The sequence below is a fragment of the Pigmentiphaga litoralis genome, from assembly GCF_048632615.1.
Taxonomy (GTDB): domain Bacteria; phylum Pseudomonadota; class Gammaproteobacteria; order Burkholderiales; family Burkholderiaceae_B; genus Pigmentiphaga; species Pigmentiphaga litoralis_B.
Genome location: NZ_CP184479.1, coordinates 1,810,362 through 1,836,438, shown reverse-complemented (window position 1 = coordinate 1,836,438; position 26,077 = coordinate 1,810,362). Strand labels below are relative to the sequence as shown.

Genomic DNA, 26,077 nt, shown 5'->3' with positions numbered 1-26,077 from the left:
GGTAGGGAAACGGTCGAGCTGTGTAATACACATGTGGGTGCTGCCATAACGCGCCTCGGTTAGCTCGAACGACTCCGTCTGATGCCTTTGCAACCGCACCGCAACTCACGAGCGCTGACAGATGTTCGCTAGGCGCCTGCACTGTTAGCAGGGGAGAGATGGATACAACACAAAGGCCGTATCCAGTGCTGCCATAACTGTCTCGTCATTGATCGTTCCGGCAACAGAGTCGAGCAAAGTGACAGTCAGCTGTGAAGCAGATACCACTAATGACCAGCGGCTTCTGTGTGTGTACTCCGGCCCATCCACCTCTAAGATGCCCCCAGCCAGTCGGACATCGATTTTCTTCCCGTTTATATAGGAGATATGGAAGGCGCGCGGCGGGTTTGGTGGCGGTGCAATGGGCAGATGCGGATCGTATGTGATTGAGAGCAAAGGATGTCCTTCTAACGTTCAGCGTGCCACGTACGACGAAGCGCGCCTCGGCGCGTTTAATTGCCGGGACCTCCCAATGGCGATTTAATTCTGCAATCAAGTTATGCGTGCATAGTCGAATGGCTTCTACCGCATCAAAGAGGGCGTAGCTTGGTGATCCAACTTATAAGTTCGCTGATTGTGTGGGAACCCGCTGCCTAGCGCATTGATTTGCGTATAGTGTGCAATCACTTCATCGCCAACCGAGCTGACTCCCCTTGAGCGAAGCTTAAATTTATGTGTGAGACGCAATATGCAAAGAATGTCTTTGCGTAAGGAGCTTTGCGCGTAAAGCAAGCGACTTCGACAATGTAGGAATGCATATCGGAGAAGCCCTTCGTCTCATTCGCTGCCGCCAAGGCCTGACTCAGGAGTTCGTTGCTTTTGAGGTGGGTTTTGCGACATCCAATCTGTCACGATTGGAGAAGGGTGAACAGGCGGTGACGCTCGACCGTCTGTTGGCATTAGCTGCGGCGTTAAAAGTGAAGGCCTCTGATATCGTCAAGATGATCGAAGTGCCTGCTACCGGGAACGATAGGCAGCTCAAAGAAGTCGAAGCGGTCTATGACAATGACATGCAGGCTTTGCACCGGGCTTACCGCGTTCTAGACGATCATCACCGTATGATCGGCTTATTGATGCTGCAAGATCTGGCAAGGGCGCAGCGCGCGGCCAAGTAGTTCATTGATGGAGCGGCTGGGGGCGGGCGCTTGCAAAGCAGTGTTGGCATTGCAGAACGAGCCGCCTTTATCGCATCAGCAGTGGCAGCTAGGCGGCGTTCGAATCAGGAAGCACGCCCCTTTCGCACCGCCGCCAACACCCCCTCCGCAATCTCCCCACCCCGTACCGACGTCACCGACAACAACGTGTCGCTCAATCCATGCGTCGGCTCATTGGAGCCTTGCAAATAGACCGCAGGCTTGAACTCGTCCACGGTCTTCAACCGATACCCGCGATCCACTTCAAACCCTTCCGCATACGGCGCCAGCGCGGCTAGCATCGTCCGGTGCGATTGCCGCTCATAGCCGGTCGCCAGCACGACGGCGTCGTACCGTTGGGTGACGTGGCCCGTGGTGTTGTGATCGAACAGCGTGAGATACACACCTTCGTCTGCGACCCGGGCCTCCTTGACATCGTGACGTCGCAGGAAGCGGTGGCGGCCGTCCCCCGCACGCGCTGTTCATAGAAAATCTTGAAGATCTGGTCGATGAGAGCAGGATCGGGGCAGGCGTAGTTGGTGTGGCGGAATTCGGCCAGCATGGCGTCCCGTGCTTCGGTGGGCTGGCTGAATACGTGGTCGACGAATTCGCTGTTGAAGACTTCGTTGACATAAGGGCTGCTGTCGGCAGGCTTCAAGGCGCGGGCGCGCATGATGAGGTCAACTTGGGGCGCATGGGCGCGTCCATGCAGGTCCAGGAAGATTTCGGCGGCGCTTTGGCCACCGCCTATCAGGGCGATGCGGCTGGCGTGGGCGTTGGTCTGGATGCTGCGAAGGTAATGGTGGGTGTGGAAGACACGGTCATCGTCAGCGCAAGGATGGAACGCGGGCGGCATGCGCGGTGTGCCGCCAATGCTGACGACGAGGTTGCGCGTCAGTCGTTCCGAATGGCGGCCGGCCTGGTCGCGCGTTTTGATGCGCAGCAGCTCGACGTTGCCCCCACGCAGTTCGGGTTGGACGTCGACAACGCTTTCGCCGTAGGCAACCTGTTCTGCAAACCGGCCTGCCGCCCACGCGAAGTAGTCGCTGAATTCGTGGCGGCTGGGATAGAAGGTCTTGAGGTTGATGAAGTCCTGCAGCCGCTGTTTTTCGTGCAGGTAGTTGACGAAGGTGTAGCGGCTGGTGGGGTTGCGCAGGGTGGCCAGATCTTTGAGGAAGGCGATCTGCATGTGGGCGTCGCCCAGCATCATGTCGGGATGCCATGCGAAGCGGGGGTGCTGTTCGATGAAGAGCGCTTTGATCGCGGGGGCGGCGGGACGTGCTTCTTCGAGCGCGATGGCGAGCGCGATATTGGACGGTCCGAAGCCTATGCCGATGAGGTCGTGAACGAGCATGCCGCGCTCCTGGTGGGTCTCGATCGGCAGCAGCTGCCGCTCGACGGGTGTCGATGATCGGTGTGTATGGGCGCCTGACGAGGTGGGCGTGTGTTTGTTTACGCGTGGGTGTGCTTTCTGTCCTGGCGATGCCCCGGACGGGGTAAACGCACGTTGGGCGCGTGCGTCTCTGGGGGTATCGCGTGTGACGGGCTGTCCGTCGCAACGGCTGTCGTCTGTAGGGCGCTGTCGCCGCGCGATCCGACTGGAGACGGCGACGCATGGCGAAGAAGAACCTGGTGTACCTGTGGTCGATGCGTAATGCCGCGGCCGACAAGGCGGGTCAATACATTACGTACAAGGGCGATCAGCGCTATATGAAGTCGCCGCTGGAATTCCTTGTCGAGGCACTGAACGATACGGAGCTGGGCGATGCCTACGCGCTGCGTGGCGTGCTGTTCGATGACGACGTGGATTCGGAGCGCGATCAACTGGCGCTGAAGGGCTATGGATTTTCCTATATGCCGGGCGCGCGCTGGTTCTATCCGCCGACCTTGGAAGTGCAGGGCGTGCGGGTGAACAGCCTGCTGCGGGTGGTGCCGTCGGCTTACCGGCGTTTGCCGCTGGCGTCGCCCGAGCGGCCGGTTGCGAAGCGGATGTTCGAAGAACGGCTGCTGACCCTGTTGCAACGATTGAAGGCAGACGTGGTGGTCATCGACGGGTTGCTGGTGATCCTGGATGCTTTGGTTCGCCCGGGGGCGCCGTTTAGCCGGAAGATCGTGAACATCCATCCGGGCATCACACGTAGCCATTCGCCTTACCAGCGCAGGGGTGCCCATGCGACGCTGGATGCGCTGTATGGCGCGCGGGGTCTGCGGGTGACGGATTGGAAGACCCTGGCGACGGAGCCGGTGCCCGTGGTGGATATGACCGGTGCGTCGTTCCATTATGTCGACACGGGTATCGACTCGGGAGAGGTGATCGTGGACGTGTTGAACACCCGGGTCGATCCGGATGACACGATCCTGGAGCTGCGCTGGAACAATTTCCATCACAGTCTTTTTCCTGCATTGTGCGAGGGGCTGGCTGTGATGGCCGGACTGCCGGCCCATTTGACGCCATGAAGACGTTCTTCAATGCCGAGCACGCGCATCACGAAGGTCTGGTGGAGATGTTCCGTGGCGAGTTCGTGCCGTGTTTCGATGTGGCCGCGCGTGCGGAAAGGGTGCTGGTCGAGATGCGGCGGCGTGGCCTGGGAACCATGGCCAACCCGGCGCCGATCAAGGATGACGCATTGCTTAGGGTGCACGCGCCGCGTTATGTGGACTTTCTGCGTGATGCCTGGTCGTCGTGGGTGGCCCTGGATCCCGCCAATGCCTATCGTGACGCGTTGCCGTCGGTGTGGCCGGTGCGGCAGCATCGCAGTGACGTCGTGCCTGGCAATTTTGCTGCGCAGCTGGGGTTGTTTTCGTTCGATGCCGGCACGCCGCTGACACAGGGAGCGTGGCGTGCCGCACGCGGCGGCGCGGCGTGCGCCATTGCTGCTGCTCGGCATGTGCAGCTGGGTGCAAAGGGTGCGTTTGCGTTGACCCGGCCGCCGGGTCATCACGCGGGTTATGACTTTTTTGGCGGCTATTGTTTTTTAACAATGCAGCCCTGGCGGCGCAGGCCTTGCTTGACGGGGGCGCGAAACGGGTAGCGGTGCTGGACATCGACTACCACCATGGCAACGGCACGCAGTCGTTGTTCTACGAGCGCGCTGACGTGGTCTACGTCAGCATCCATGCCGATCCTCTTACGGACTACCCCTTCTACCTTGGCCACGCGGATGAGCGCGGCCAAGGACCGGGCGAGGGAAGTAACGTGAATCTGCCGTTGGCGCGCGGTGCGTCGTTCGGGGTTTGGCGGGACGCGCTCGCACAGGCCATGCGTGTGATCGCTGATGCCGGGGTGGACGCACTGGTGGTGTCACTAGGTGTCGATACCTTTGAAGGGGATCCGATTTCGGGCTTCCGGCTCTGTAGTGATGACTACCTGCGGGTTGGTGAGGACATTGCCTACGCACGTTTGCCGACGGTCTTTGTGCTGGAAGGGGGCTATGCGGTGAACGCAATTGGTGTGAATGTAGCGAACGTTCTGGAAGGATATGTAGCGTGTCAGTCATGAGATCTCTGAAAGGGCGGCGCCGTGCGGTTCGGGTGGGGCGTGCCGCAACGTGGACGCCGGCTCGTATCGTGCTGGGCTTCGCAGTAGTGGTGGCCGTGATGGTGTGCGCACGTGGGGTGCAGGCCAATGTCGAGGCATCCGTGGTCCAGTTGCCCGAGCGCGACGTGGCATTCGTGGATGTCACGACGCGGGTACCGGATGTGCAGGAATCCATGGCCGTGCCCGACCTGTCGGTGCTGCGTGGCAGCGGGTCGGACGTCGAGATCCGCCGAACGACGGACGGCATTCCCCATGTTCGTGCAACGACCTGGCACGCACTGGGTGTAGGGGTGGGCTACGTGCAGGCGGAAGATGCGCTGTGCACGCTTGCCGAGGCATTCGTGACCTACCAGGGGCGGCGATCGCTGTTTTTTGGTCCCGATGCCCGGCCCGCGCGTGACTCGACGTTCGGCCGGCCCAAGAATGTGGACCTGGATTTCTTTTTCCGCGCGTTTGTCGATGATGCGGTCCTGGCACGGTACCGCGCGCAACACCCGCCGGGTTTGGCGGAACTGGTCGATGGGTTTGCCGTGGGCTACAACCGTTACGTTGCCCACCTGCGGGCACGGCGGGGTGGCATGTCGTCCAAGACGTCGTCCGGTCCGCAGGACAGGGCTTGCGCGGAGGCTCCGTGGGTGCAACAGATTTCGCCGGACGATGTGCACCGCCGACTGTATGCGGCGCAGATCGCGGGCGGGTACGCCAAGTTCATTACCGAATTGACCAACGTGACCCCGGCGAAGGCGGGTGCGCCGGTGTCTTCAGTGCCTGGGGATGTTCCTGCGTCGCACGCTGCTGATTCGCCAGCGCATCAGGCGTCAGGCTCGGCGGCAACGCTGCCTGCGGTGGGCGAAATGGGGCGCGGCGACGCGCTGCGTCGGATCCTGGCGCATGGCATCGGCACCCAGGCCGGCATCGGCAGCAATGCGTTGGCGTTGGGCAGCGAGGCAACGGGCGGGGACGGCGCCGTGCTGTTCGGCAATCCGCATTGGTTCTGGGGCGGGCCGGACCGTTTCTACCAGATGCATCTGACGATTCCATGGCGTGTGGACGTGGCAGGCGTCGGTTTCCTTGGCGTGCCTTTGGTCATGATCGGCTTCAACGACGACGTGGCCTGGACCCATACGGTGTCGACCGCGCGGCGCTTTGGCCTGTTCGACCTGACGCTGGATGCGGCCGATCCGCAGCGCTACCAGGTAGATGGACGGAGCGAGCCCATGACGGCTCGGGAAGTCAGCGTGTATGTGCGTGACGCGGACGGGAAGATCGGGCGGTTGACGCGCACTTTCTATGGCACGCGGTTTGGGCCGGTGGTGAATCTTGGCGGTCACCATCCGTCGCTGGGCTGGGGCGGCGGGCACGCCATGGCAATCCGCGACGTGAACGCCGATAACTTCCGCATCTTCCGCAATTTCTTCTTCTGGAATCAGGCGACGTCGCTGGATGAGTTTGTCGCGATCCAACGAAGGGAAGCCGCCGTGCCCTGGGTGAATACGGTGGCGATCGGGCGAACGCGTCAGCAGGGTGGGGAAGAGGCCAGCTCTCGGGCTGAGGCCGGGTCTGGGACGAGGGTCGGGGCGTTGGCAACGTCCAGTCCCGGGGCGGGATCCGGGTCCGCGTCTGACGGACGTGTCTGGTACGCCGACATAGGCGCAGTGCCTAATGTGCCCGACGCGCTGCGCAAGGCGTGCAGCACTGCTCGCGCGCAGGGCTTTGCACAGTTGGACGCAGCTACCCCCGTGTTGGATGGAAGCCGGTCGGCGTGCAACTGGCAGGTGTCGGCGGATGCCGCCCAGGGCGGCGCCATGCCAGTCGATGGCATGCCATGGTTGATGCGCACGGACTACGTGGCCAACATGAACGACAGCTATTGGCTCAGCAACGCCCGCCAGCCATTGGAAGGCTTTCCTGCAGTGATGGGCGGCGAGCGGGAGGCCCTGACACTGCGAGGGCGGTTGGGGCACCGGATCGCGCTGGATATCCTGGCGGCGTCGCCCGGCACTTCCGGCGCTGCCGCCCGGCGTGTCATGACGGACGTGCTGACCCCCGGGCATACTCGGCTGACGTGTTCAAGACACAGGTACTGACTCAGGCGTGCGCGGCGCCGGTTGTGCAGGTGGACGGCCAGGCGCTGGTGGCCGCCGGTCTGGCGAAGGGACCCGATGGCGCCGCCCCGCGTCGGGTCGACGTGTCGAAGGCGTGCAACGTCCTGCGCCAATGGTCGAACCTTGCTGACGCGACCGAGCGCGGTGCGCTGTTGTGGGAAGCTTTTTGGGCACGCCTGACCGCCGGGCAGCACTCCGGCCTGTACTCCGACGAATTTTCGAGCGCCATGCCTCTGGACGCACCGCGTGTGTTGAATGCGGAAAGCGGCCGGGTCGCTCAGGCCTTGGCGCTGACAGTAGCCGCATGGGACGCACAGGCGCGGGCGCTCAATGAGCCGTTGCAGGCGCGGCGGTATGTCGAGAGCGGCGGCCGCCGATGGCCTGTCTATGGCGGTTGCGCTTCGACCGGATACTTCACCGTGGCGTGCAACCAGGACGGCCAGAGCAAGTGGGGGCCGGACGCCATGGGCAACAGCTACCTTCAAGTGGTGCGTTTTGGCGCCAATGGGGTGGACGCACAGACGTTGCTGGCGCATGGCCAGGACGAAGCGGCGTTGACGGGCGGGCGCGGCGTGGAACCGGTCGCGCGCTATTCGCGCAAGGCGTGGTTGCACTTTCCGTTCCGTGAGGCGGACATCGCGCGGGATCCTGGACTGCGGAGAGTCGTTCTGCCGCCGTGAGTCGCGACAGGGCCGGCTTGCGGCGAGCGGGTCACGGCGTCGTGGGCCATGGCGTAGCGGGTCAGTGCATCCTGACACACTGCGTCGTGGGTCAGCGTGTCGTTACTCCGCGCGTCGTCAGTCAGGGCGTCGTGGGTCAGCGCGTTGTACGTTAGGGCGTTCGGTCAGCGGCTGGTCTAGTCGTGCGGATCAATGATCCGGGTCTGCTCCGCGCCGGTGTTCAGGCGCCAGGGGGCACAAACCGCAATACCCTTCGCCGGGCAGCAGGTAATACAGGCAGCATTGCCGGTGCAGCCTCACTGGTGTCACCACGCCACTCTCCACCCGTGTGGAAACACGCCTCGTTCCATGCAGCGGATTCGTCGACCCATCATCGTTCACTGCACATTCCAGCAGCGCGTGGTGGTCGGCTGCGATGCCGGTCGCACCGCCCGTCAGCGCCAAGCCTTGCTCGAGCACGCTTTCCAGATACCTCGCGGCGTTGCCCCACAGAATTTTCGGAGCGATACGGGTCTGCGCGCGGAGCGCTGCAAACAGGGGGTCTAGGTGGTCGGCGAGGAGGGGCTGATAACGCTCGCCTGTCGATGTTCCCGGAAGCGCATCGCCCAAGCGCCGGATATGGAACCGCGTGGCGGCGCCGTCACCATCCAGGCTGACCGCCATGTCATCCGCGCCTACGGGAAATCGATGTTGCAAGACGCTGGCTGCGGCGGCGAACGCCGGGAGCAGGGTCCACAGATAGCTGAGGCTCCATGCCGACGTGGCTGCGCGCAGATCCGCGCCGACGACACCGCGGTAGCGGGCGTGCCGCCAAAGGGTGTCGCGCAGCAGCATTGGATCGTTGATGAGCTGCGATACGGGTATTGCATCGGCGGGCCAGTCCGGGGCATAGGCCAGCGATTCGCCTTCCTCCGTCCAGTCTCCTGTGAAGAGGGGCGCGAGCATCGGGATCATCGGTTCGCCTTGCGAAGGCCGCGGCGGAAGGCGGGCAACGGTTGCCCCGGCGTGCAAGGTGGCGCAGATGTCATGCGCGTGGGACGCTGAGTCGCGGAGGTTGTTTAGCGCTTCGGCGGTCCCGTGCGACGGGCCACTTCGGTGAAGATCGGTATCCCAGGCGTGGCTACAGCCACAATCCGGGCCACGATTCGGCTCCAGCCCCGAAGGAAGGGTCAAGTCAGCCTTTGTCCCTGGAGAAATTTAGCCGCTAAAACTGCATGCGACATGCTGCGGCCCATGGCCTCCTGCATCCGAAATAACGGGTGTCATCGCTAAACAAATTCGATATATCCGCGTTCCAGTGAAGTTGAAGCGCAGACCCCGACGCTCACGTTGGTCTGCGCTTGTTCATCTTCCGAGGGCGTGGCTTGCTTACCTATCTCATTCAACAGTCGCGCAATCTGATGATCGCCGCGGCAGCGGCGAGTGTGCTCAGCGGCATCTGCAGTGTTTTGCTGCTGACGCAGATCACCGCAGCGCTGACGGCGGCGTCGCCGGCCGAGCGCGCCGTGCTGGCGTGGCGGTTCGCCGGTTGTGCAGTGGTGGCCATGGGCAGCCAGATGGTGGCATCGGTTCTGTTCGAGCGGCTGAATCAGCGGGCGCACGCGGACATGCGGCGCTTTATCTCCGGACGCGTGATCAACGCGGAATATCGGCGGCTGGAAGAAATTGGCGGTCCGCGTGTGCAGTCGGCATTGTCCGATCACAGCACGCAGGTGGCCGAATTTTTTGTCAGCTTTCCAACGATTCTTGTGAACGCGATCATTGTGTCGGGCTGCCTGGTCTACATGGCGCTGCTGTCGTGGTACGTGTTCCTGGCGGCAGTGGTCGTGATCGGGCTGGGCTCCGTCGGATATCACCTTGCGCACCTGCGTGCGATCCGGCATCTGGACGTGGCGGCCAAAGAGCAGGACACGCTGTTCGACCACTTCCGGTCATTGATGGATGGGGCAAAGGAATTGCGGCTGCATGCCGGCAAGCGGCAGCGGTTTGCAGACACGGTGCTGGGCGGATCGATCGAGACGGTGCGGCGGGAACGCACGTTTGGCATGTCGGTGTTTCTCGTGTCGACGGCCTGGGGCAATTTTCTGATCTACGCCTTTATCGGGCTGGTGCTGTTCGTGCTGGTGGGGGACGTGCCCGAACGCGGCCGCGTGATGACAGGTTTTGCGCTGGTGTTCGTGTACATGGTGGCGCCGCTGGAAAACCTGCTGATGGCCCTGCCGCGCGCGAACATGGCGCGGGTGTCCGGGGCGAGGATCGACGAGATCACGCAGCAACTGGATCGCACGACGCTGGATCGCATAACGCCGGATGATGCGTCGCTACCCGAGCTTGGCCGCGGCACGCCATCGCCGGCGTCGACCGGCGCGCAGTCCCCGGCATCGACTGGCGCGCCGTCATCGGCAACGACTGGCGAGCCGTTATCGGCAACGATTGGCGAGCCGTCGCCAGCATCGACCGGCGCGCCGTCCTGGGCAGCGCCAGACTTGCCGTTCGCGGGCTTGGTGTTGCGGGAAGTCTGCCATACCTACTACCACGAAGGCCTGGACGATCTCTTCAAGCTGGGTCCCATCTCGTTGGAATTTGCGCCGGGCGAAATCACCTATCTGGTAGGGGGCAATGGCAGCGGCAAGACCTCGCTGGCCAAGCTGCTGGTGGGCCTGTATCAGCCAGAAAGCGGCGACATTCTGTGCAATGGCAAACCCGTGACGGACGCCAACCGGGACCGATTCCGCCAGAACTTTTCGGCCATCTTTTCCGACTTCCATTTGTTCGATCGATTGCTGGAAGGCGCGTCGGCCGATCTCGACGCCCAGGGCAATGGCTTGTTGACCAAGCTGAACCTGCATCACAAGGTGCAGGTGGTGAATGGGGCGTTCACGACACGGGCCTTGTCGCAGGGGCAGCGCAAGCGCCTGGCTCTGGTGGTGGCATACCTGGAGGACAAACCCTTCCTGGTGTTCGACGAATGGGCGGCGGACCAGGACCCGGTGTTCAAGGAAGTGTTCTATCGCGAGCTGCTTCCCGAGTTGCGCGCACGTGGCAAAGCCGTGCTGGTGATCTCGCACGATGACCGGTATTTCCATCTGGCCGACCGGCTGGTCCGGATGGAGAACGGGCAGGTGATCGCTGTCGAGACGCCGAGCGGATCGTGAGGCCCGTCCGGCCGGTTCCGGTCGGCAGGCGATGGCCGGTCGACCGTCAAATGTTTGTCGTGGTCCATCGCTGGGTCGGGCTGGTGCTGGCGGGCTTTCTGCTGCTTGCCGGCCTGACCGGTGCGTTGCTCGTGTGGAACGACACCCTGGACGCCGCGATGTCCCCGTCTTTATTTCGCGTGACGCCGCCTTCCGATGATGCGCGGCCGATGGATCCGATCGACCTGGTGGAGCGCGTGCAAGCCCGTTATCCGCATGCGCATGTTCGCTACGCACCGCTGCGGATAGAAGCCGGGCGGACGCTGGTGGTGTATCTGGGGGCTGGTGACGGGGCAGCAACGGCTGCTGCTGCCCCTGTGGACACCACGAAGCGTGACGCTGCGCAGGTCGAGGCGGCGCAGCGCGCTGCGGTAGGTAAAGACGTCCAACCTGCCGCCAACGCTGAACGTGGGGCTGCCGGTGTCGCTGGCGGTGACGGCGTGCCTGCTGAGGCGACGAGCGGACACGCCGCGTCGCATTCAACGGCGGGCTTGCCGAACGACCAGGTCTTTGTCGATCCATACCGCGGCGTGGTGGTGGGTGAGCGCAAGTGGGGAGACATCGGGCAGGGGTGGAAGAACCTGATGCCCTTCATCTATCGCCTGCATTTTTCATTGGCGTTGGACACGATCGGCAGCTACGTGTTTGGCGTGATTGCCCTGCTGTGGACGCTTGATTGTTTTGTTGGCGCCTATCTGACGTTTCCCGCGGCGCTCAAGACGAAGCGGCCGGATCGCAAGTCCTGGCGGCGGCGATGGTGGCCGTCGTGGAAGGTACGGTGGGACGGCGGCCCGTACAAGGTGAATTTTGATCTGCATCGCGCGGGCGGGCTTTGGGTGTGGGCCATGCTGTTTGTGTTTGCGTGGAGCAGTGTCGCGTTCAATCTGTCGGAGGTGTATGACCCGGTCATGAAGACCGTGCTGGCGCATCAGCCGGAGGTGGCCACACCGGTGGCCCGTGCATCCGATTCCGCGCCCGTGATGGATTGGCGGCACGCGCGGGAGACGGGACGCCGCCTGATGGCCGAGCTTGCGCCTGCGCAAGTTCCTGCCGTGGTGGTGCTGCACGAGGAAGCCTTAGGTTACGACGCGTCCGCCCGCACCTATCGGTACGTGGTGCGTAGCGATCGGGACATCCGGGATCACCGTGGCAGTACTCGCCTGACGTTTGATGGCACCGCGGGCCGGTTTGTGCATGTGTGGCTGCCCACCGGCACGGCGGCGGGCGATACGGTGCGCACCTGGCTGACCAGCTTGCACATGGCGGCGGTGTGGGGATTGCCATTCGATGTGTTCGTCACTGTGATGGGAATCGCGGTGGCGATGCTGAGCGTGACGGGCTTCGTCATCTGGTGGAAGAAATGGCGGGGCCGGCGGGCGCAGGCGGCACGTGCGCAATCTTTCCTTGCGTCGCCAAAGGCAACCTCGTCCGTGGTACACGATCGGGCGGCTTGAATGGGACTTTCCAGCGCACGTAGCAGGCCATGCTTATGGCGACTGACCTGGCTGGGTCGCGTGGCGGTCTGCCAGGGATTGTTCATTGGCCATGGAGCGGTGGCACTTGCAAATATGCCCAGCACGTCGTTGCCGGGCGCGCATCGCCTGGATCACCGGATGCTGGACGCCACCGCGTTCCCATCGCTGGACCAAGCCCCCGTCATCGACCAGTTCATCCAGGTCGCTCCGCAAACGGGCATGGCGCCGACCCGGCGTACCGAGTTGCGCGTAGCGCATAATGGACGAATGCTGTACTTGCGGATCGACGCCTGGGACCCGGCGCCGTCCACCGTGGTGGCGCGGCAGATGCGGCGCGACGTGGAAGGCATGCTGAAGGAAGATCAGGTCACGGTGGTGATCGATCCAGATGGTGACGGACGCAATGGGTTCCTGTTCGCGGTGAACGCCAACGGCGCGCAGTTCGACGCGCTGGTGTTCGATGGCGGGCAGATGCGATTCGATTGGGATGCGCGGTGGGCGAGTCAGGCCCGCATCGGACCCGATGGGTGGCATGCGGACGTGGCGATCCCTCTCTCGGTGTTCGGACGCACGCGCGCTCTTGAACACGGCGTTAATGCAGGCAGGACCGCAGGTGTCAAGGCAGGTACAAACACAGGCGTTGAACCAGGCACAAACGCGACGGTTGTCCCAGGCATCAACACAGGCACGACCGGTGGCGCCACCCCAAGCACCACCCCAAGCACTACCCCAAGCGCCAACCCAAACGCTTCAATAGCCACTTCTAACGAGCAGGGAAGTACTCACTCAACCGCAATGCGCGCCGGCCTGCCGCCCACCTGGCGCCTGAACGCGGAACGCTGGATGCCCAATGGCAGCGAGCTGGTGCGCCTTGCCGGCATCCAGCCCGACAAGGAGGTGTATTCGCTGGGCGACGCGTTGCCGATGCCGGCCATTGCGGCTGACCACGAGGGCCTTGGGGTGCGGGTGAAGGCGTCGTTGCGAGGCACGGCGGCGTCATCCGCCGCGTCCGGCACGGGCCGCGCGCAGCGGGCGGTGGAGCCGGGGCTGGAGCTGTTTCACGACAGCCCGGCCGGCTTGCGGTCTACCCTGGCCGTCAACGTGGATTTTGGTGATGCCGACGCGGATGAACGGAAGGTCAATCTGACGCGCTTCGAGTTGTTCCGGCCAGAGAAGCGGGCGTTCTTTCTGCAGGATGCGGGCCGCTTCAGTTTTGGAGGGCTGGTGGAAACGGCGGTGATTCCGTATTACTCGCGGCGCATTGGGCTGGATGCATCGAGGCGGCCGCGCAGTCTGGATGCAGGGCTCAAGCTGTCGGGATCGGTGGGCGGCGTTGATGTGGGACTGTTTGGCGCGCGGGTGGCGGGCGGGCCGGTCGCGCCGAACCAGCCTGCTCAGCGATCTGCCGACGTGGCGGTGTTGCGGGTGGCGCGGGCGCTGGATGCCCGCCATCGGGTCGGCATGCTGGGTACGCAAGGCAATCCTGAGGGCACGTCGGGAAGCCGGGTGTGGGGCGTGGACTATCAGTATCGCAGTACCGATTTTTCCTTGTTTGGTGGCGCGGGCGGCAAGACGCTGGAAGGTCATGCATGGACCCAGCGGTCCTTGAACCCGGACCTCGGCGCCGGACAGGCGTGGGGCGCGAGCGTCCTGTATCCCAACCTGGGCGCGACGGGGAATGCCGAGGTGCAGCATATCGGCGCAGGCTTTCGTCCGGCGCTTGGGTATCTGGCGGAGGCGGCGGTGACGCGCGGCAAGGGCGAGATCGGTTGGTGGCATCGCACCGGTAATGGCACAACGCTCATTCCAGGCGTCGACTGGAATTTCCGGCGCAAACCAGGAGGTGTGGAGCGGTCGTTCCTGATCAATCCCGAGGTGGCTTACACGACACCGGCGGGTGACAGTGCCATGGCCGAGATTTTTGTGGAGACCGACAAGGTGGCGACGACGTTCTCGCCGGTGCCCGGCGTGGTGGTGGACGCCGGCAATTACACCTGGCGGTACCTGTTTGCCAACCTGGAGACAGCGCCGTCAAGGCCGCTGTCGGCTGCGGCCGAGTGGCGTGCCGGCGGGTATTACCATGGCCGGCGAGACGATCAGTCGATAACGCTGACATGGCAGCCGTCGTCCACATGGGGCGCACGCGCAGGCCTGACACGCAACGCGATCCGCTTGCCATCCGGTGCGTTTACCGTGCGGATGGCGACTTTCCGGGTCGATCACACGCCGTCCACCCGCTGGTCCGAAAGCGTGCTGCTGCAGTGGGATAACGTGTCGAGCCGGTTGGGGATGAGCGCCCGCGCGCGGTGGCTGTGGACGGCGAAGCGGGAGGTGATCGCTTCGATCGACCGGCTGGGGTATGTCGGGGCGGATCGGCATGCGCCGGAAACGCAAGCGCCAGCGGACCGGCTTCGCGCGAACGAAACGCGGGCAATGGTGAAGCTGCTCTGGTATCTGGAATATTGAAGGGCAATGGGCGAATTCTTCAGTTGCCCAGGCCGCATGGCGACGGGATTGCGTTCGACAGGCGCCTGCTGACGGCAATCCTCTTTTTCGTAGCATCCGGCTGCAATTGCACCGGTCTGCGCGCCCGCGCGATCGGCTACATTGCCCGCACTTCTCTTTACCGGAAACGCCATGATCAAAACCTTTGCTGCCGTGGTCCTGACGCTCGCTTCGCTGGGCGCGCATGCCATGGATGCCGGCGCGCGCGTCGAGCCGTGGACCCTGGACGATCAGTTCGACAAACCCTATGCGTTCAGCAGTGACGTGAAGGTGCTGCTGGTGGCGCGCAGCATGGACGCCGCCAAGGTGGTGAACGCAGCGATGGAAGACCAGCCGGCGGGCTATCTGGAAGCGCGCAAGGTGGTGTACGTGGCGGATATCGCGCGGGTGCCGTCTGTGGGCCGGATGTTCATGGTGCCGGCCATGAAGAAGGCGAGCTACCGGATCGTGCTGGATCGTGAAGGCACGGTCGCTTCGAAGTATGTGGAGCAGAACGACGCGGTGACGTGGTTGCAGCTGCGCGATGGCGTGCTGGTCAACCAGAAAACCTATACCGATCCGGGTGCGCTGCGTGCGGCGTTGGAACGCGCCGCCGACTGACGCGCCGCGCTAACCCGCCGCGCCCGTCAGCGCCGTGGTGCGTTGCACGGCCGGCAGCATGGCGGCGTCGAACAGCGCGCGCACGAACGCGCGGGTGTCTTGCCGATCGCCCATCGCGCGGCTCAGGTGTGCGTCGGCGTGATGCAGGTGCATGCCGAGCCGGCGATGCGCCGCCTCGACGCCCAGCAGCGCGATCAACGTCGATTTGCCTTCGTCTTTGCAGATGTCTTTGCCGGTGGTGGCGGTGTCGTTGTCGCGCGTGTCGCGCAGGTCGTCCAGCAACTGGAACGCCTGGCCGAGTTCCGACGCAAAGCTGCCCAAAGTGACGCGGACCGGTTCATCGGCCTGCGCAATGATGGCCGCCATGTCGATGGTGGCGCTGAACAACACGCTGGTTTTCAGATCATTGGTCGAGGCGATTTCGTCGGCTGACCGTGGCCGGGTGCCTTCGCGCAGATCCTGGTACTGACCCTTGACGAGTCCCTGCGTGCCGACCGCGTTGGCCAGCCCGCCGACCAGTTGCGTGCGCAGCAAGGGCGGCACGGACGACAGGCTCGATACCAGATGAAAGGCACGTGTGAGCAAGGCTACCGCCGTGAGGATTGCGACATCCTCACCAAAATGCAGATGGATGGTTGGACGGCCGCGGCGCAGGCGGGCGTTGTCCATGCAGGGCATGTCATCCAGCACCAAAGAGGCTGCATGCACCATTTCCACGGCGCAGGCCAGGTCCAGCAGGGAAGGGTCGTCGTACCCAAGGTCGCGCGCGGTCAGCACCAGCAGCAGCGGACGAACGCGTTTGCCAGGCGCCAGGGTGCTTTCCCGCATGGCCAAGGCGATCAGGTCACGTTCGCCGCCGGCTTCGGGCAACAGGTCGGCCAGCCGCCGTTCCACGTCCTGGCGAAGCGCGCGCACGTCGCATGACGGCGGGGCGTCCTGCGTGGCGGTAACGGGTAAAACCATAGGCCAAGTCCTTTGAAAAGCCTTGTGACACTTCGAACTGCGACAATTCGCCCCGGTGCGGGACCGATGCTGCATGCTTTCGAGCGCTTCAGCCCGTCAGGGTACCTGCTTTTCGGCTGCAGTCTTGTAAACGATGGAACGCAGCCGGTAGCAGTTTCGTGAGCCGGGCGGACAGATGCCGTGACGGATGTTGTACAACGTCAAGGCCGGCGTCGCCAGCACCGCATGGGCGCCGCGGGGCCAACACGCCTTACGGGTTTTCTTCTTTCAGTATGGAACGTTGGGCATGATTCATTTTGGCGTCATCGCGCCGGCGTTTTCAAGCCATTTTCAGGTGCTGCAGGCGCTGGCCTCGGCCCTGGTCGACAAGGGACATCGTGTGACCTTCGTCCACCAGGCCGATACGCGTCCGTTCGTGACCGACTCGCGTATCGGATTCGAAGCCGTGGGCGCCGATACGCATCCTTTGGGGTCCTTGGCGCAAACCATTCGCGCCGCGGCCAATCCGGGCAGCCCGTGGGGCCTGCGCCGGGTGATCGTCGACCTGGCCCGCTGCACCGACATGCTGTGCCGCGAGGTACCAGCGGCGCTTTCGCGCCTGGGCATCGACGCCTTGTTGTGCGATCAGATGGAAGCCGCGGGCGGACTGATCGCCGAAGGCGTTGGCCTGCCTTATGTTTCGATTGCCTGCGCCTTGCCTGTCAATCGCGAGCCTGGCCTGCCGTTGCCGGTCATGCCTTTCGTGTGGGAAGACACCGAAAAATCGGCGCAGATGGCCGCGCAAAGCGAGCGGGTGTACGACTGGATGATGACGCCGCATCGCCGCGTGATCGAATCGCGGGCGTCCGCCTTTGGCCTGTCGCGGCGCGGGGCCTTGCATGAGTGCCTGTCGCCCTTGGCGCAGATCAGCCAGATCATCCCGGAATTCGATTTTCCCCGCCGGGCTTTGCCTGCGCACTTCCATTACGTGGGTCCCTTGCGGCCGGTGGATACGTCGGGTCCGCCATTGGCGTGGCCGATTGCGAATGACCGGCCTTTCGTTTTTGCGTCATTGGGTACGGTGCAGGGGTATCGGGTGGATCTGTTCAAGCGGATCGCGCAGGCGTGCCGGCGGGTGGATGCGCAGTTGCTGGTGGGGCATTGCGGCGGGCTGAACGCGCAGCAGGCCCGGGAACTGGAGGCCGCGGGCGCAACCTGGGTGACGGATTACGCGCCCCAGGGCGCCGCGCTGATGCGGGCCGATGCGGTCGTGTCGCATGGGGGCTTGAACACCGTGCTGGATGCGATGGCGACGCGCACGCCGATGCTGGCCATGCCGATTGCGTTTGACCAGCCCGGCGCCGCGGCGCGGATGGTGCGCATCGGGGCAGGGCGGCGGGCGTCGCCCCGCTTTGCAACCGTTGGCCGGTTGGCAACGCTGCTGCGGGAATTGCTGGACGACACGCAGATGGCCGGGCGGCTGGAAGCGCTATCGGCGGCCGTGTTGCGCGCGGGCGGGACGCGGCGTGCCGTGGAAATCGTGCTGGACGCGGTGGAAGGAAGAACCCCGCCTGGGCACGCGGCCACCGTGGCCACCGCAGCCACCGACGCACACGCAGCTCCGCCTTTGCACGGGGAGACGGCCCCTTTGGCCAGCGGGCCGCAGATGCCATTGGAAGAGAAGGCGAGCGTCGGCGCCACGCTTGACCGAACCGGACCGGCAGGCGCTCGCACGCCGGCTGCCGAGCAAGTATGAGCGCGAGCAAGTTGCCAACACCAGCCGAGCAGGTCGCGGCGTCCACGCTCGCCGCCGACGCCACGGCAAAGGGCGAGGCGGATCACAAGGCAGATCGCAACGCGGATCACAACGCAGATCACGAGGGCGCGCCTTCTGCCATCGCCCCCTGGACATGATCCTGGTCGGCGGCGGCCTGGCGAACGGTCTGCTGGCATGGCGGCTGGCGACCGAACGGCCAGACATCAACTTCCTGCTTCTGGAAGGCGGCGACCAACTTGGCGGCAATCACACCTGGTCGTTCCATGACAGCGATATCGACCCAGCGCAGCGGGCCTGGCTGGAGCCTGTCATATCCAGCAGCTGGCAGAGCTATCAGGTGGTCTTCCCCGAACGGCAACGCACGCTGCACAGCGGCTATGCCAGCATCGCGTCGGACGACTTTGCGCGGGTCGTGAGTCCCGTCCTGGGCGAAAGGCTGCGGCTAGGCGTGGCCGTGACGGAGGTCACTCCCACGTCGGTTCGATTGGCGACCGGCCAGATGCTGACGGCTGCCGCTGTGGTCGACGGGCGGGGACCTCGGGCCAGCGACCATCTGGCGCTGGGCTATCAGACTTTCCTGGGCCAGGAAGTCCGGCTGGCGCAGCCCCACGGGATGACGGCGCCGATCATCATGGATGCCAGCGTGCCGCAACGCGGGGGCTACCGGTTTGTGTACGTGCTGCCGTTCGGGCCGGATCGCCTGCTGATCGAGGACACGCATTATGTCGATCACCAGCGTCTGACGGACGACCTGCTGCGGGCAAATGTCACCGAGTACGCACAGTCCAGGGGTGGACGATCACCGAGATCATCCGTGAGGAACAGGGGTCGCTGCCCATCATCCTGGCAGGCGATCCCGACGCGTTCTGGGCGGATATCGGCCAGCAGCCGACCACCGGTCTGCGCGCCGCACTTTTCCACCCGACGACCGGGTATTCTCTACCGCATGCATTGCGACTGGCATGGCGGCTGGCGGCCTTGCCCGACGTGCGCGCTCCGGCCCTGTTCGCGGCGATCCGCGACGAGGCTCGCCAGGAATGGCGCGCGCAGGGGTACTTCCGTCTTCTCAACCGCATGCTGTTCCTGGCGGGCCGATCGGATGACCGGTGGCGTGTCATGCAACGTTTCTACGGCTTGTCCGAAGGCCTGATCCGCCGCTTCTATGCGGGGCGCCTTGCCCTGCACGACAAGCTGCGCATTCTGGTCGGCAAGCCGCCGGTGCCGATAGCGCAGGCCATGAAGGCCGCGCTGGCGGTCCATCCCCATCGAATCAGGAATGACGAATGAGCGACGCGCAACGTGCCGTGGTGATTGGCGCCGGCTTTGGCGGACTGGCCCTGGCCATCCGCCTGCAGGCAAGCGGCGTGCAGACCACGCTGCTGGAAAAGCGGGACAAGCCGGGCGGCCGCGCCTATGTGTACGAAGACCAGGGGTTTGTGTTCGATGCCGGCCCGACCGTGATTACCGATCCGTCGGCAATCGAAGAACTGTTCACGCTGGCCGGCAGGAAGATGTCGGACTACGTCGAGATGCTGCCTGTCTCGCCCTTCTATCGCCTGTGCTGGGAAGACGGATCGAGCTTCGATTACGTCAATGATCAGGAGGCGCTCAACCGCCAGATCCACGCGCGTAATCCGGCTGATGTGGCCGGATACCAGCGCTTTCTGGCGTATTCGAAGGCGGTGTTCGACGAAGGCTATCTGAAGCTGGGCGCCGTGCCCTTCCTGTCGTTCCGCGACATGGTGGCGGTGGGGCCGCAGCTGGCCAAGCTGCAGGCCTGGCGCACCGTGTACAGCATCGTGTCCAAGTTCATCCAGGACGACCATCTGCGCCAGGCGTTCTCCTTCCATTCCTTGCTGGTAGGCGGCAATCCGTTTGCGACGTCGTCGATCTACACCTTGATCCATGCGCTGGAGCGCAAGTGGGGCGTGTGGTTCCCGAAGGGAGGAACGGGGGCGCTGGTGCGTGGACTGGTGCGTCTGTTCGAAGACCTGGGCGGACGGATCGAGGTCAATGCCCCGGTAGCCCGAATCGAGGTCGACGACAACCGGGTAAAGGGCGTTCGGCTGGAAGGGGGCGAGCTGTTCCCGGCCGATGCCGTCGCGTCCAATGCCGACGTGATGTTCACCTACGAAAAACTGCTGGGGCACCACCCGCGCGGCGTGTCGCGGGCCAATGCGCTGCGCAAGAAACGGTTCAGCAATTCGCTGTTCGTGCTGTATTTCGGCGTCAATCATCACCATGCGCAGCTGCAGCATCACACCGTGTGCTTCGGTCCGCGCTACCAGGAACTGATCCACGACATCTTCCATCTGGATACGCTGGCCGACGATTTTTCGCTGTATCTGCATGCGCCGTGCGTGACCGACCCGTCGCTCGCGCCGCCGGGCTGCGGCAGCCACTATGTGCTGGCGCCGGTGCCGCACCTGGGCAACGCGCCCATCGACTGGGAAGTGGAAGGCCCGGTGTACCGCGACAAGATCCTGGCCTATCTGGAAGAGCGCTACATGCCGGGGCTGCGCAGTCAGCTGGTCACCACGCGATTCTTCACGCCGCTGGATTTCCGTGACGAACTGAACGCGCACGTGGGGTCGGCGTTTTCGCTTGAACCCATCCTGACGCAAAGCGCGTGGTTCCGTCCGCACAACCGGGATGCCGATCTGCCCAACCTGTACCTGGTAGGGGCGGGCACGCATCCGGGCGCCGGCGTGCCGGGCGTGATCGGGTCGGCCAAGGCAACGGCGACCCTGATGCTGGCGGGGGCCGGACGATGAGCGAGGCGCTGCTGGCGCATGCGACGCAAACCATTGCGGTCGGGTCGAAAAGCTTTGCGGCTGCCGCCAGGCTGTTTGCGCCCGACACCCGCCGCAGCGCCTTGATGTTGTACGCGTGGTGCCGGCATTGCGATGACGTGGTCGACGGGCAGGAACTGGGGTTTGGCGCAACGCCGGCCAAACCCGGCAATGCGGCCCAGGACCGGGCCGAAGGCGAAGCGCGGCTGGCCACGCTGTACACGGAGACGCGCCGCGCCTATGCGGGCGAGGCCTTGACGGACCCCGCCTTTGCCGCGTTCCAGGAAGTGGCGTTGAAGCATCGCATTCCCGAGCAATATGCGTTCGAGCATCTGGACGGCTTTGCGATGGACGTGCGCGAACGCAAGTACGAAACGCTGGAAGACACGCTGAGCTATTGCTATCACGTGGCCGGTGTCGTGGGCCTGATGATGGCGGTGATCATGGGCGTCAAGGACGAGGCCACCCTGGACCGTGCGTGCGACCTGGGGCTGGCGTTCCAGTTGACCAATATCGCCCGGGACATCGTGGATGACGCGGCGGTAGGCAGGTGTTATGTCCCGTCCGACTGGCTGAGGGATGCCGGCATTCCGCTGGATCGGGTGGGCGACCCGGCGTATCGCGCCCAGCTGGCGCCCCTGGGCGCGCGGCTGGTGGACGAGGCCGAGCCGTATTACGCATCGGCGCTGGAAGGGGTGAAGGTCCTGCCTGGGCGGTCGGCGTGGTCGATTGCGACGGCGCGCGGGGTCTATCGCGATATTGGCGTCAAGGTCAAGGCGCTGGGGGCGCGCGCCTGGGACAAGCGGGTGTCGACCTCCAAGGCCGACAAACTGCGGCTGCTGAGCGGCGCGGCGGTTACCGCGCTTCGCCTGCGGGGGCAGACGCCCGCCGCGCGTCCCGCGCACCTGTGGGCGCGGCCACGGCCGGATCTGGATCCGCCGATGACGCGTCCGCCGGAAACGTCGCGGCCTGGCGCAGACCGGCCTCGCCATGGATCCGCTGCAACTGCTGCTTGAGCGTAGCCACCGACGGCGCATACAGGAAACCGAACGAGACGCAGCCTTCCTTGCCGTGCACGGCATGGTGGATGCGGTGCGCCTGGTAGATCCGCTTCAGGTAACCCTGCCGCGGCGTGTAGCGCCAGGGCAGGCGGTGATGCACCAGCCCGTCATGCGCCAGGAAATACAGCAGGCCATAGGCCGTCATGCCCGCGCCTATCCATTCCAGCGGGTGGTGGCCGGCTGATCCCCACGCGATCAGCACGATCGACACCCCCGCGAACACGACGGCGTACAGGTCGTTCTTTTCGAACCAGCCCGTGCGCGGCGCGTGGTGCGACGCATGCCATCCCCACCCCCAGCCGTGCATGATGTACTTGTGCGCGACGATGGCGAAAAGCTCCATCCCGACAACGGTCGAGACAAAAACGAGGCTGTTGATCAGTACGTTCATCAGGTCACTTTAAGGTGATGCATGGTCTGATGATATCCCCATTCGTGCGCGTCGCCTGTGGCGGCGCGTATCGCCGGCCTGTCCGCAATATGAGCATGGCGGCGCCTTTAGCGCTCGCCCACCAGGCCTTTTCCCTGCTGCGCGTCTTGCGCGACCGGGTGCCGCGTTGCCTTGTATCGCCACCGCCCCTGCCGCGGATTCGGTCCGGCCCTGACCCATCTATCCTAGGACCGCCCAAGGGTTATGCCCTGCCGCGCGCCACGGATGTGGGACTATTCGCTCTTAACTGGGGGTTTATTAGATGTTAGTACTAATCACCGGCATGCTTTTCAGTGTGCTTGGTCTTGTCATTGGTGGCTTGGGTATTTCCCTTGTCACGGTGGGAGGAAGTCCGTTCTATATCGTGATGGGGCTGGGCCTCATTCTGTCCGGCGTGCTGATCATGCGCCGCCGCCGCGCCGCGTTTGGCGTGTACGCGGTGGTGTTGCTGTTGACACTGGTCTGGTCTCTCTGGGAAGTGGGGTTCGACAAGTGGCAGCTGATTCCGCGTGGCGCCTTGCTGGCCGTGCTGGGACTGTGGCTGGCGCTGCCGTTCGTGGCGCGCCGGCTGAACAACGGGCAAGTCGCCCGCCAGAACAATGTCGATCCGATTTCCAAGCGCCTGAGGGCGCACGACGGCCGCCGTGGCATCGCGCCCCTGTGGAAAGGCGCGCATGGCCTGCTGGCAGGCGTCATGGGGCTGTTGATCGTCTTGACGATAGGCATGTGCTTCCACGATCCGTTCCCGACCGAAGGCAGCCTGCCCACCACGCAGGCCGACGCCGTGCCGCCGCCCGCCATTCCGGGTACGGCGCCGTTCCCGGCCGACGACTGGGTCGCCTATGGCGGCAACAACCTGGGGCAGCGGTATTCGTCGCTCAAGGACATCAATCTGGACAATGTGGGCAAGCTGAAGCTGGCCTGGGAATATCACACCGGTGACTTGCGGGACCCGGCGCGGGACGCGTCCGAATATACGTTCGAGGCGACCCCGCTGAAGGTGAACGGCATGCTGTATCTGTGCACGCCGCATAATCGAATCGTGGCGCTGGACCCGGCCACTGGCAAGGAACGCTGGAAGTTCGACCCCGTGGTTGAGCCGGACGCGATGCTGCAGCACCAGACGTGCCGCGGCGTGTCGTATCACGATGAAGACGCGGCGGCTGTTTTGCCGGCACCGGGGGCTCGTGTGGGGGCTGCCGCAAGTCCCGCCGCCGCGGTCTCTCCGGTAGCCGCATCTGCGGCCGCGGCGGGCCGCGCCACGGCCGACTGCCGCCGCCGTGTGATCGCCACCACGACCGACGGCCGCCTGTTTGCTCTCAACGCCGACACCGGCAAGCTGTGCCAGGGCTTTGGCGAAGGCGGTTACGTCAATCTGCTCAAGGGCCTGACCAACCTCCGCAAGTCGACCTACATGCAGACGTCGCCGCCAACCGTGACGCGCGACCTGGCGATCGTGGGCGGTTCCATCATCGACAATGCGTATGTGAACAATCCTTCAGGCGTGACGCGCGCCTTCGATGTGCGGACCGGCAAGCTGGTCTGGAATTTCGATGCGGGCAATCCGTCCGATACCCGCCCGTTGCCCGAAGGCCGGACCTATACGCCCAACTCGCCCACCAGCTGGACGATCTTTGCGGCCGACGAAGCGCTTGGCCTGGTCTATGTGCCGCTGGGCAACAAATCGCCGGATCAACTGGGCATCGACCGGTCGATCGATGACGAAGCCTATACCGACACGGTCGTGGCGCTGGACCTGAAGACCGGATCGCCCATCTGGCGCTTCCAGACTTCTCACCACGACTTGTGGGACCGCGACAATCCGTCGCAGCCGTCGCTGCTCGATCTGACCGTGCAGGGCGCCCAGGTGCCTTCCCTGGTGCTGCCGACCAAGGGCGGGAACCTGTTCGTGCTGGACCGCCGTAACGGCAAGCCCGTGTTGCCAGTGGACGAAGTGCAGGTTTCGACCGAGACCGATGTGCCTGGCGAAAAGCCATCGCCCACGCAGCCGGTGTCGTCCTTGAACTTCATTCCGCCTGCGCTCAAGGAACGCGACATGTGGGGCACGACGCCGATCGACCAGCTCATGTGCCGCATCACGTTCAACAAGCATCGCTACGACGGCAATCCGTGGACGCCGCCAACGATTGCGGGTTCGCTTATCTACCCGGGCAACATCGGCGTGTTCAACTGGGGCAGCGTAGCCGTGGATCCGGTGCGCCAGGTGCTGATCGGCACGCCGGTGCGCCTGGCCTATCTGTACCACTTCGTGGAACGGCCCGAGTACCAGCAGAAGCCTGACCAGCGCATGGTCACCAAGGACGGCAAACCGGTATTCAACGAAAACTTCGGCGCCCGTTTCGCCGTCAGCATCCAGCACTTCCGGTCGGGCCTGGGTCTGCCGTGCCAGGCGCCCCCTGGGGCACCATGGCCGGCGTGGACCTGAAAAGCGGCGAGACCGCATGGGTGCGCCGCAACGGAACCGTCAAGGATCAGAAGACAAGCTTCCTGCCCTTCCCGTTCCCGATTCCGTTCCCCATGGGCATCATCAGCCATGGCGGCACGCTGATGACCGGCGGCGGCGTGTCCTTCACCGCGGCCACGCTGGACAACTACCTGCGCGCCTACAACGTCAGCACGGGCGAAGAACTGTGGAAGGCGCGCCTGCCGGCGGGCGGCCAGGCCACGCCCATGACCTATCGCGGCGCGGACGGCAAGCAGTACGTCGTGCTGGCGGCAGGCGGCCACGGATCGATCGGCACCACGCCGGGCGATTCGGTGCTGGCGTATACGCTCGAAGAGTAGGTCCCTTAACCGGGCGGTGAACGCCGCTGGCAAGACGAAAGCCCGTGCGAGTGTGCACGGGCTTTTTTTGTTGATGCGGTAGGACATGGGGGGCCGAGCGTAGATGTGCCCATCGCCGTTTGGCTCACGGCGGTCGATAAACATTGAAGACACGCACAGAGGGAGCTGCGCGTCCGGTCGTCCGGATGGTGGGCGTAAACGGCAACGACCACCCGCCAGACTTGTAGCTTTTAAATTACAATGGAAGTTAAAGATGCTCGAAGTGCGGCGGTATCAGCGCGTCGATGGTTCTGTGCCGTTCACGCAATGGCTGGCCGCTCTTCGCGACGCGCGCGCAAGGTCCAAGCTCGAAATCCGGATCCGCCGAGTGTCTCTAGGTTTGCTCGGAGACATCAAGCCCGTGGGCGATGGGGTCCTGGAACTGCGACTGGATGTGGGGCCGGGCTACCGCATCTATCTTGGTCGTCACGGAACGCAACTGGTGATTCTTCTGGCTGGTGGTGACAAAGGATCGCAACAGGCAGACATCGCCAGGGCCAAGGCTTTTTGGACGGACTGGAAACGGAGAAAATCATGACGCGTCGCAAGCAGGCAGCTTCGGTGTCCCACACGGAAGCCACCATCGTGGAACTGCGCGCTGATCGCGAGTTCGCGATCGAATATTTGAAGTCCGCGCTGGAAGAGCTCGATGATCCTGACCACCGCGCGGTCGGCCTGCTGGCCTTACGTGATGTTGCCGAGGCCTATGGGGGACTGGGGACGGTTGCGCGAGAAGCTGGTATCAGCCGCGAATCTTTGTATCGCGCATTGTCTCCCACCGGCAACCCAACGCTTAGAACTTTGCTGGCAGTGCTGCATGTCGTGGGATTGCGGCTGTCGGTAGCTCCAGCGGGAGCAGCTTCTGCCCAGGGCTAGGCCCCCGCGGCAGAGTCAGGCAACCGCTCCAGGGCCAGGCTCCGCCTCAGGGCCAGGCAGACGTTATCCCTGGTTCCGACATGAAG

The 26,077-nt window shown here is 64.1% G+C and carries 18 protein-coding genes and 4 pseudogenes; 18 read left to right on the top strand and 4 right to left on the bottom strand.

The window, feature by feature from the left end; all coding sequences use genetic code 11:
- Nucleotides 1-791 precede the first annotated feature (791 nt).
- Complete coding sequence (locus ACNANG_RS08080; RefSeq protein ID WP_420226758.1) at nucleotides 792-1,154, top strand: helix-turn-helix domain-containing protein; 363 nt, start codon at nucleotides 792-794, stop codon at nucleotides 1,152-1,154.
- 104 nt (nucleotides 1,155-1,258) lie between these two features.
- On the opposite strand, the pseudogene ACNANG_RS08075 reads toward ACNANG_RS08080, so the two are convergent.
- Nucleotides 1,259-2,526: pseudogene (locus ACNANG_RS08075) on the bottom strand (lysine N(6)-hydroxylase/L-ornithine N(5)-oxygenase family protein).
- A gap of 260 nt (nucleotides 2,527-2,786) precedes the next feature.
- Here ACNANG_RS08075 and ACNANG_RS08070 point away from each other — a divergent pair.
- The 4 genes and pseudogenes from ACNANG_RS08070 to ACNANG_RS08055 all read left to right on the top strand — a co-directional run bounded on the left by ACNANG_RS08070 (nucleotide 2,787) and on the right by ACNANG_RS08055 (nucleotide 7,495).
- Nucleotides 2,787-3,629, top strand: coding sequence for a formyltransferase family protein (locus tag ACNANG_RS08070; protein WP_420226757.1), 843 nt, complete (start codon nucleotides 2,787-2,789; stop codon nucleotides 3,627-3,629).
- A pseudogene (locus ACNANG_RS08065) lies at nucleotides 3,626-4,671 on the top strand (histone deacetylase family protein). The gene ACNANG_RS08070 and the pseudogene ACNANG_RS08065 overlap by 4 nt, the downstream one beginning before the upstream one ends.
- Entirely contained in the window at nucleotides 4,668-6,797 is a 2,130-nt protein-coding gene (locus ACNANG_RS08060) for a penicillin acylase family protein (RefSeq protein ID WP_420226756.1), read from the top strand. Before ACNANG_RS08065 ends, ACNANG_RS08060 begins: the two are co-directional and overlap by 4 nt.
- Nucleotides 6,776-7,495, top strand: coding sequence for a penicillin acylase family protein (locus tag ACNANG_RS08055; RefSeq protein ID WP_420226755.1), 720 nt, complete (start codon nucleotides 6,776-6,778; stop codon nucleotides 7,493-7,495). Before ACNANG_RS08060 ends, ACNANG_RS08055 begins: the two co-directional genes overlap by 22 nt.
- A 189-nt stretch (nucleotides 7,496-7,684) precedes the next feature.
- Here the strand turns inward: ACNANG_RS08055 and fhuF are convergent, their stop codons facing one another.
- Nucleotides 7,685-8,449: a siderophore-iron reductase FhuF gene (fhuF, locus tag ACNANG_RS08050; protein ID WP_420226754.1), complete on the bottom strand. Its 765-nt coding sequence runs from the start codon at nucleotides 8,447-8,449 to the stop codon at nucleotides 7,685-7,687.
- 410 nt (nucleotides 8,450-8,859) lie between these two features.
- On the opposite strand from fhuF, the gene ACNANG_RS08045 reads away from it, so the two are divergent.
- From ACNANG_RS08045 to ACNANG_RS08030, 4 genes are all read left to right on the top strand, one after another.
- Nucleotides 8,860-10,650, top strand: coding sequence for an ATP-binding cassette domain-containing protein (locus ACNANG_RS08045; protein ID WP_420226753.1), 1,791 nt, complete (start codon nucleotides 8,860-8,862; stop codon nucleotides 10,648-10,650).
- Nucleotides 10,651-10,700: 50 nt separating this feature from the next.
- On the top strand, nucleotides 10,701-12,143 hold the full coding sequence (locus ACNANG_RS08040) for a PepSY-associated TM helix domain-containing protein (protein ID WP_420226752.1): 1,443 nt from the start codon (nucleotides 10,701-10,703) through the stop codon (nucleotides 12,141-12,143).
- Between the two features lie 114 nt (nucleotides 12,144-12,257).
- Nucleotides 12,258-14,630, top strand: a complete 2,373-nt coding sequence (locus ACNANG_RS08035; protein ID WP_420226751.1) for a hypothetical protein — start codon at nucleotides 12,258-12,260, stop codon at nucleotides 14,628-14,630.
- A gap of 171 nt (nucleotides 14,631-14,801) precedes the next feature.
- Nucleotides 14,802-15,269, top strand: a complete 468-nt coding sequence (locus tag ACNANG_RS08030; RefSeq protein WP_420226750.1) for a hypothetical protein — start codon at nucleotides 14,802-14,804, stop codon at nucleotides 15,267-15,269.
- 9 nt (nucleotides 15,270-15,278) lie between these two features.
- On the opposite strand, the gene ACNANG_RS08025 is transcribed toward ACNANG_RS08030, so the two are convergent.
- Nucleotides 15,279-16,232, bottom strand: coding sequence for a polyprenyl synthetase family protein (locus tag ACNANG_RS08025; RefSeq protein WP_420226749.1), 954 nt, complete (start codon nucleotides 16,230-16,232; stop codon nucleotides 15,279-15,281).
- A 286-nt stretch (nucleotides 16,233-16,518) separates the two neighbouring features.
- On the opposite strand from ACNANG_RS08025, the gene ACNANG_RS08020 reads away from it, so the two are divergent.
- From ACNANG_RS08020 to crtB, 5 genes and pseudogenes are all read left to right on the top strand, one after another.
- Nucleotides 16,519-17,967 carry a glycosyltransferase gene (locus tag ACNANG_RS08020; RefSeq protein ID WP_420226748.1) on the top strand — a complete coding sequence of 483 codons (1,449 nt, stop codon included), beginning with the start codon at nucleotides 16,519-16,521 and terminating at the stop codon, nucleotides 17,965-17,967.
- Entirely contained in the window at nucleotides 17,964-18,125 is a 162-nt protein-coding gene (locus ACNANG_RS08015) for a hypothetical protein (protein WP_420226747.1), read from the top strand. Before ACNANG_RS08020 ends, ACNANG_RS08015 begins: the two co-directional genes overlap by 4 nt.
- A pseudogene (crtY, locus tag ACNANG_RS08010) lies at nucleotides 18,122-19,275 on the top strand (lycopene beta-cyclase CrtY). The gene ACNANG_RS08015 and the pseudogene crtY overlap by 4 nt, the downstream one beginning before the upstream one ends.
- The gene (locus tag ACNANG_RS08005; protein ID WP_420226746.1) at nucleotides 19,272-20,762 is read left to right on the top strand and encodes a phytoene desaturase; all 1,491 of its coding nucleotides are present in this window, start codon (nucleotides 19,272-19,274) and stop codon (nucleotides 20,760-20,762) included. The pseudogene crtY and the gene ACNANG_RS08005 overlap by 4 nt, the downstream one beginning before the upstream one ends.
- Nucleotides 20,759-21,796, top strand: coding sequence for a 15-cis-phytoene synthase CrtB (crtB, locus tag ACNANG_RS08000; RefSeq protein ID WP_420226745.1), 1,038 nt, complete (start codon nucleotides 20,759-20,761; stop codon nucleotides 21,794-21,796). The genes ACNANG_RS08005 and crtB overlap by 4 nt, the downstream gene beginning before the upstream one ends.
- Nucleotides 21,797-21,884: 88 nt before the next feature.
- On the opposite strand, the pseudogene ACNANG_RS07995 reads toward crtB, so the two are convergent.
- Nucleotides 21,885-22,148 (bottom strand): annotated as a pseudogene (locus tag ACNANG_RS07995) (beta-carotene hydroxylase); the annotation flags it as partial.
- Between the two features lie 442 nt (nucleotides 22,149-22,590).
- Between ACNANG_RS07995 and ACNANG_RS07990 the strand changes: the two are divergent.
- The 4 genes from ACNANG_RS07990 (at nucleotide 22,591) to ACNANG_RS07975 (ending at nucleotide 25,991) form a co-directional block, all read left to right on the top strand.
- On the top strand, nucleotides 22,591-24,717 hold the full coding sequence (locus tag ACNANG_RS07990; RefSeq protein WP_420226744.1) for a PQQ-binding-like beta-propeller repeat protein: 2,127 nt from the start codon (nucleotides 22,591-22,593) through the stop codon (nucleotides 24,715-24,717).
- Entirely contained in the window at nucleotides 24,675-25,076 is a 402-nt protein-coding gene (locus tag ACNANG_RS07985) for a hypothetical protein (RefSeq protein WP_420226743.1), read from the top strand. Before ACNANG_RS07990 ends, ACNANG_RS07985 begins: the two co-directional genes overlap by 43 nt.
- Before the next feature lie 253 nt (nucleotides 25,077-25,329).
- Nucleotides 25,330-25,653 (top strand): type II toxin-antitoxin system RelE/ParE family toxin, encoded by a 324-nt coding sequence (locus ACNANG_RS07980; protein WP_420226742.1) that lies wholly within the window; start codon nucleotides 25,330-25,332, stop codon nucleotides 25,651-25,653.
- Nucleotides 25,650-25,991, top strand: coding sequence for an addiction module antidote protein (locus ACNANG_RS07975; RefSeq protein WP_420226741.1), 342 nt, complete (start codon nucleotides 25,650-25,652; stop codon nucleotides 25,989-25,991). Before ACNANG_RS07980 ends, ACNANG_RS07975 begins: the two co-directional genes overlap by 4 nt.
- The last annotated feature ends 86 nt before the right edge of the window (nucleotides 25,992-26,077 follow it).

Excerpts from the sequence above, each read along its gene's own strand:
- ACNANG_RS08080 (WP_420226758.1), top strand. The coding sequence starts at position 792 with ATGCATATCGGAGAAGCCCTTCGTCTCATTCGCTGCCGCCAAGGCCTG.
- ACNANG_RS08070 (WP_420226757.1), top strand. The coding sequence starts at position 2,787 with ATGGCGAAGAAGAACCTGGTGTACCTGTGGTCGATGCGTAATGCCGCG.
- ACNANG_RS08060 (WP_420226756.1), top strand. The coding sequence starts at position 4,668 with ATGAGATCTCTGAAAGGGCGGCGCCGTGCGGTTCGGGTGGGGCGTGCC.
- fhuF (WP_420226754.1), bottom strand. The coding sequence starts at position 8,449 with ATGATCCCGATGCTCGCGCCCCTCTTCACAGGAGACTGGACGGAGGAA.
- ACNANG_RS08040 (WP_420226752.1), top strand. The coding sequence starts at position 10,701 with ATGTTTGTCGTGGTCCATCGCTGGGTCGGGCTGGTGCTGGCGGGCTTT.
- ACNANG_RS08035 (WP_420226751.1), top strand. The coding sequence starts at position 12,258 with ATGCCCAGCACGTCGTTGCCGGGCGCGCATCGCCTGGATCACCGGATG.
- ACNANG_RS08030 (WP_420226750.1), top strand. The coding sequence starts at position 14,802 with ATGATCAAAACCTTTGCTGCCGTGGTCCTGACGCTCGCTTCGCTGGGC.
- ACNANG_RS08025 (WP_420226749.1), bottom strand. The coding sequence starts at position 16,232 with ATGGTTTTACCCGTTACCGCCACGCAGGACGCCCCGCCGTCATGCGAC.
- ACNANG_RS08020 (WP_420226748.1), top strand. The coding sequence starts at position 16,519 with ATGATTCATTTTGGCGTCATCGCGCCGGCGTTTTCAAGCCATTTTCAG.
- ACNANG_RS08015 (WP_420226747.1), top strand. The coding sequence starts at position 17,964 with ATGAGCGCGAGCAAGTTGCCAACACCAGCCGAGCAGGTCGCGGCGTCC.
- ACNANG_RS08005 (WP_420226746.1), top strand. The coding sequence starts at position 19,272 with ATGAGCGACGCGCAACGTGCCGTGGTGATTGGCGCCGGCTTTGGCGGA.
- crtB (WP_420226745.1), top strand. The coding sequence starts at position 20,759 with ATGAGCGAGGCGCTGCTGGCGCATGCGACGCAAACCATTGCGGTCGGG.
- ACNANG_RS07980 (WP_420226742.1), top strand. The coding sequence starts at position 25,330 with ATGCTCGAAGTGCGGCGGTATCAGCGCGTCGATGGTTCTGTGCCGTTC.
- ACNANG_RS07975 (WP_420226741.1), top strand. The coding sequence starts at position 25,650 with ATGACGCGTCGCAAGCAGGCAGCTTCGGTGTCCCACACGGAAGCCACC.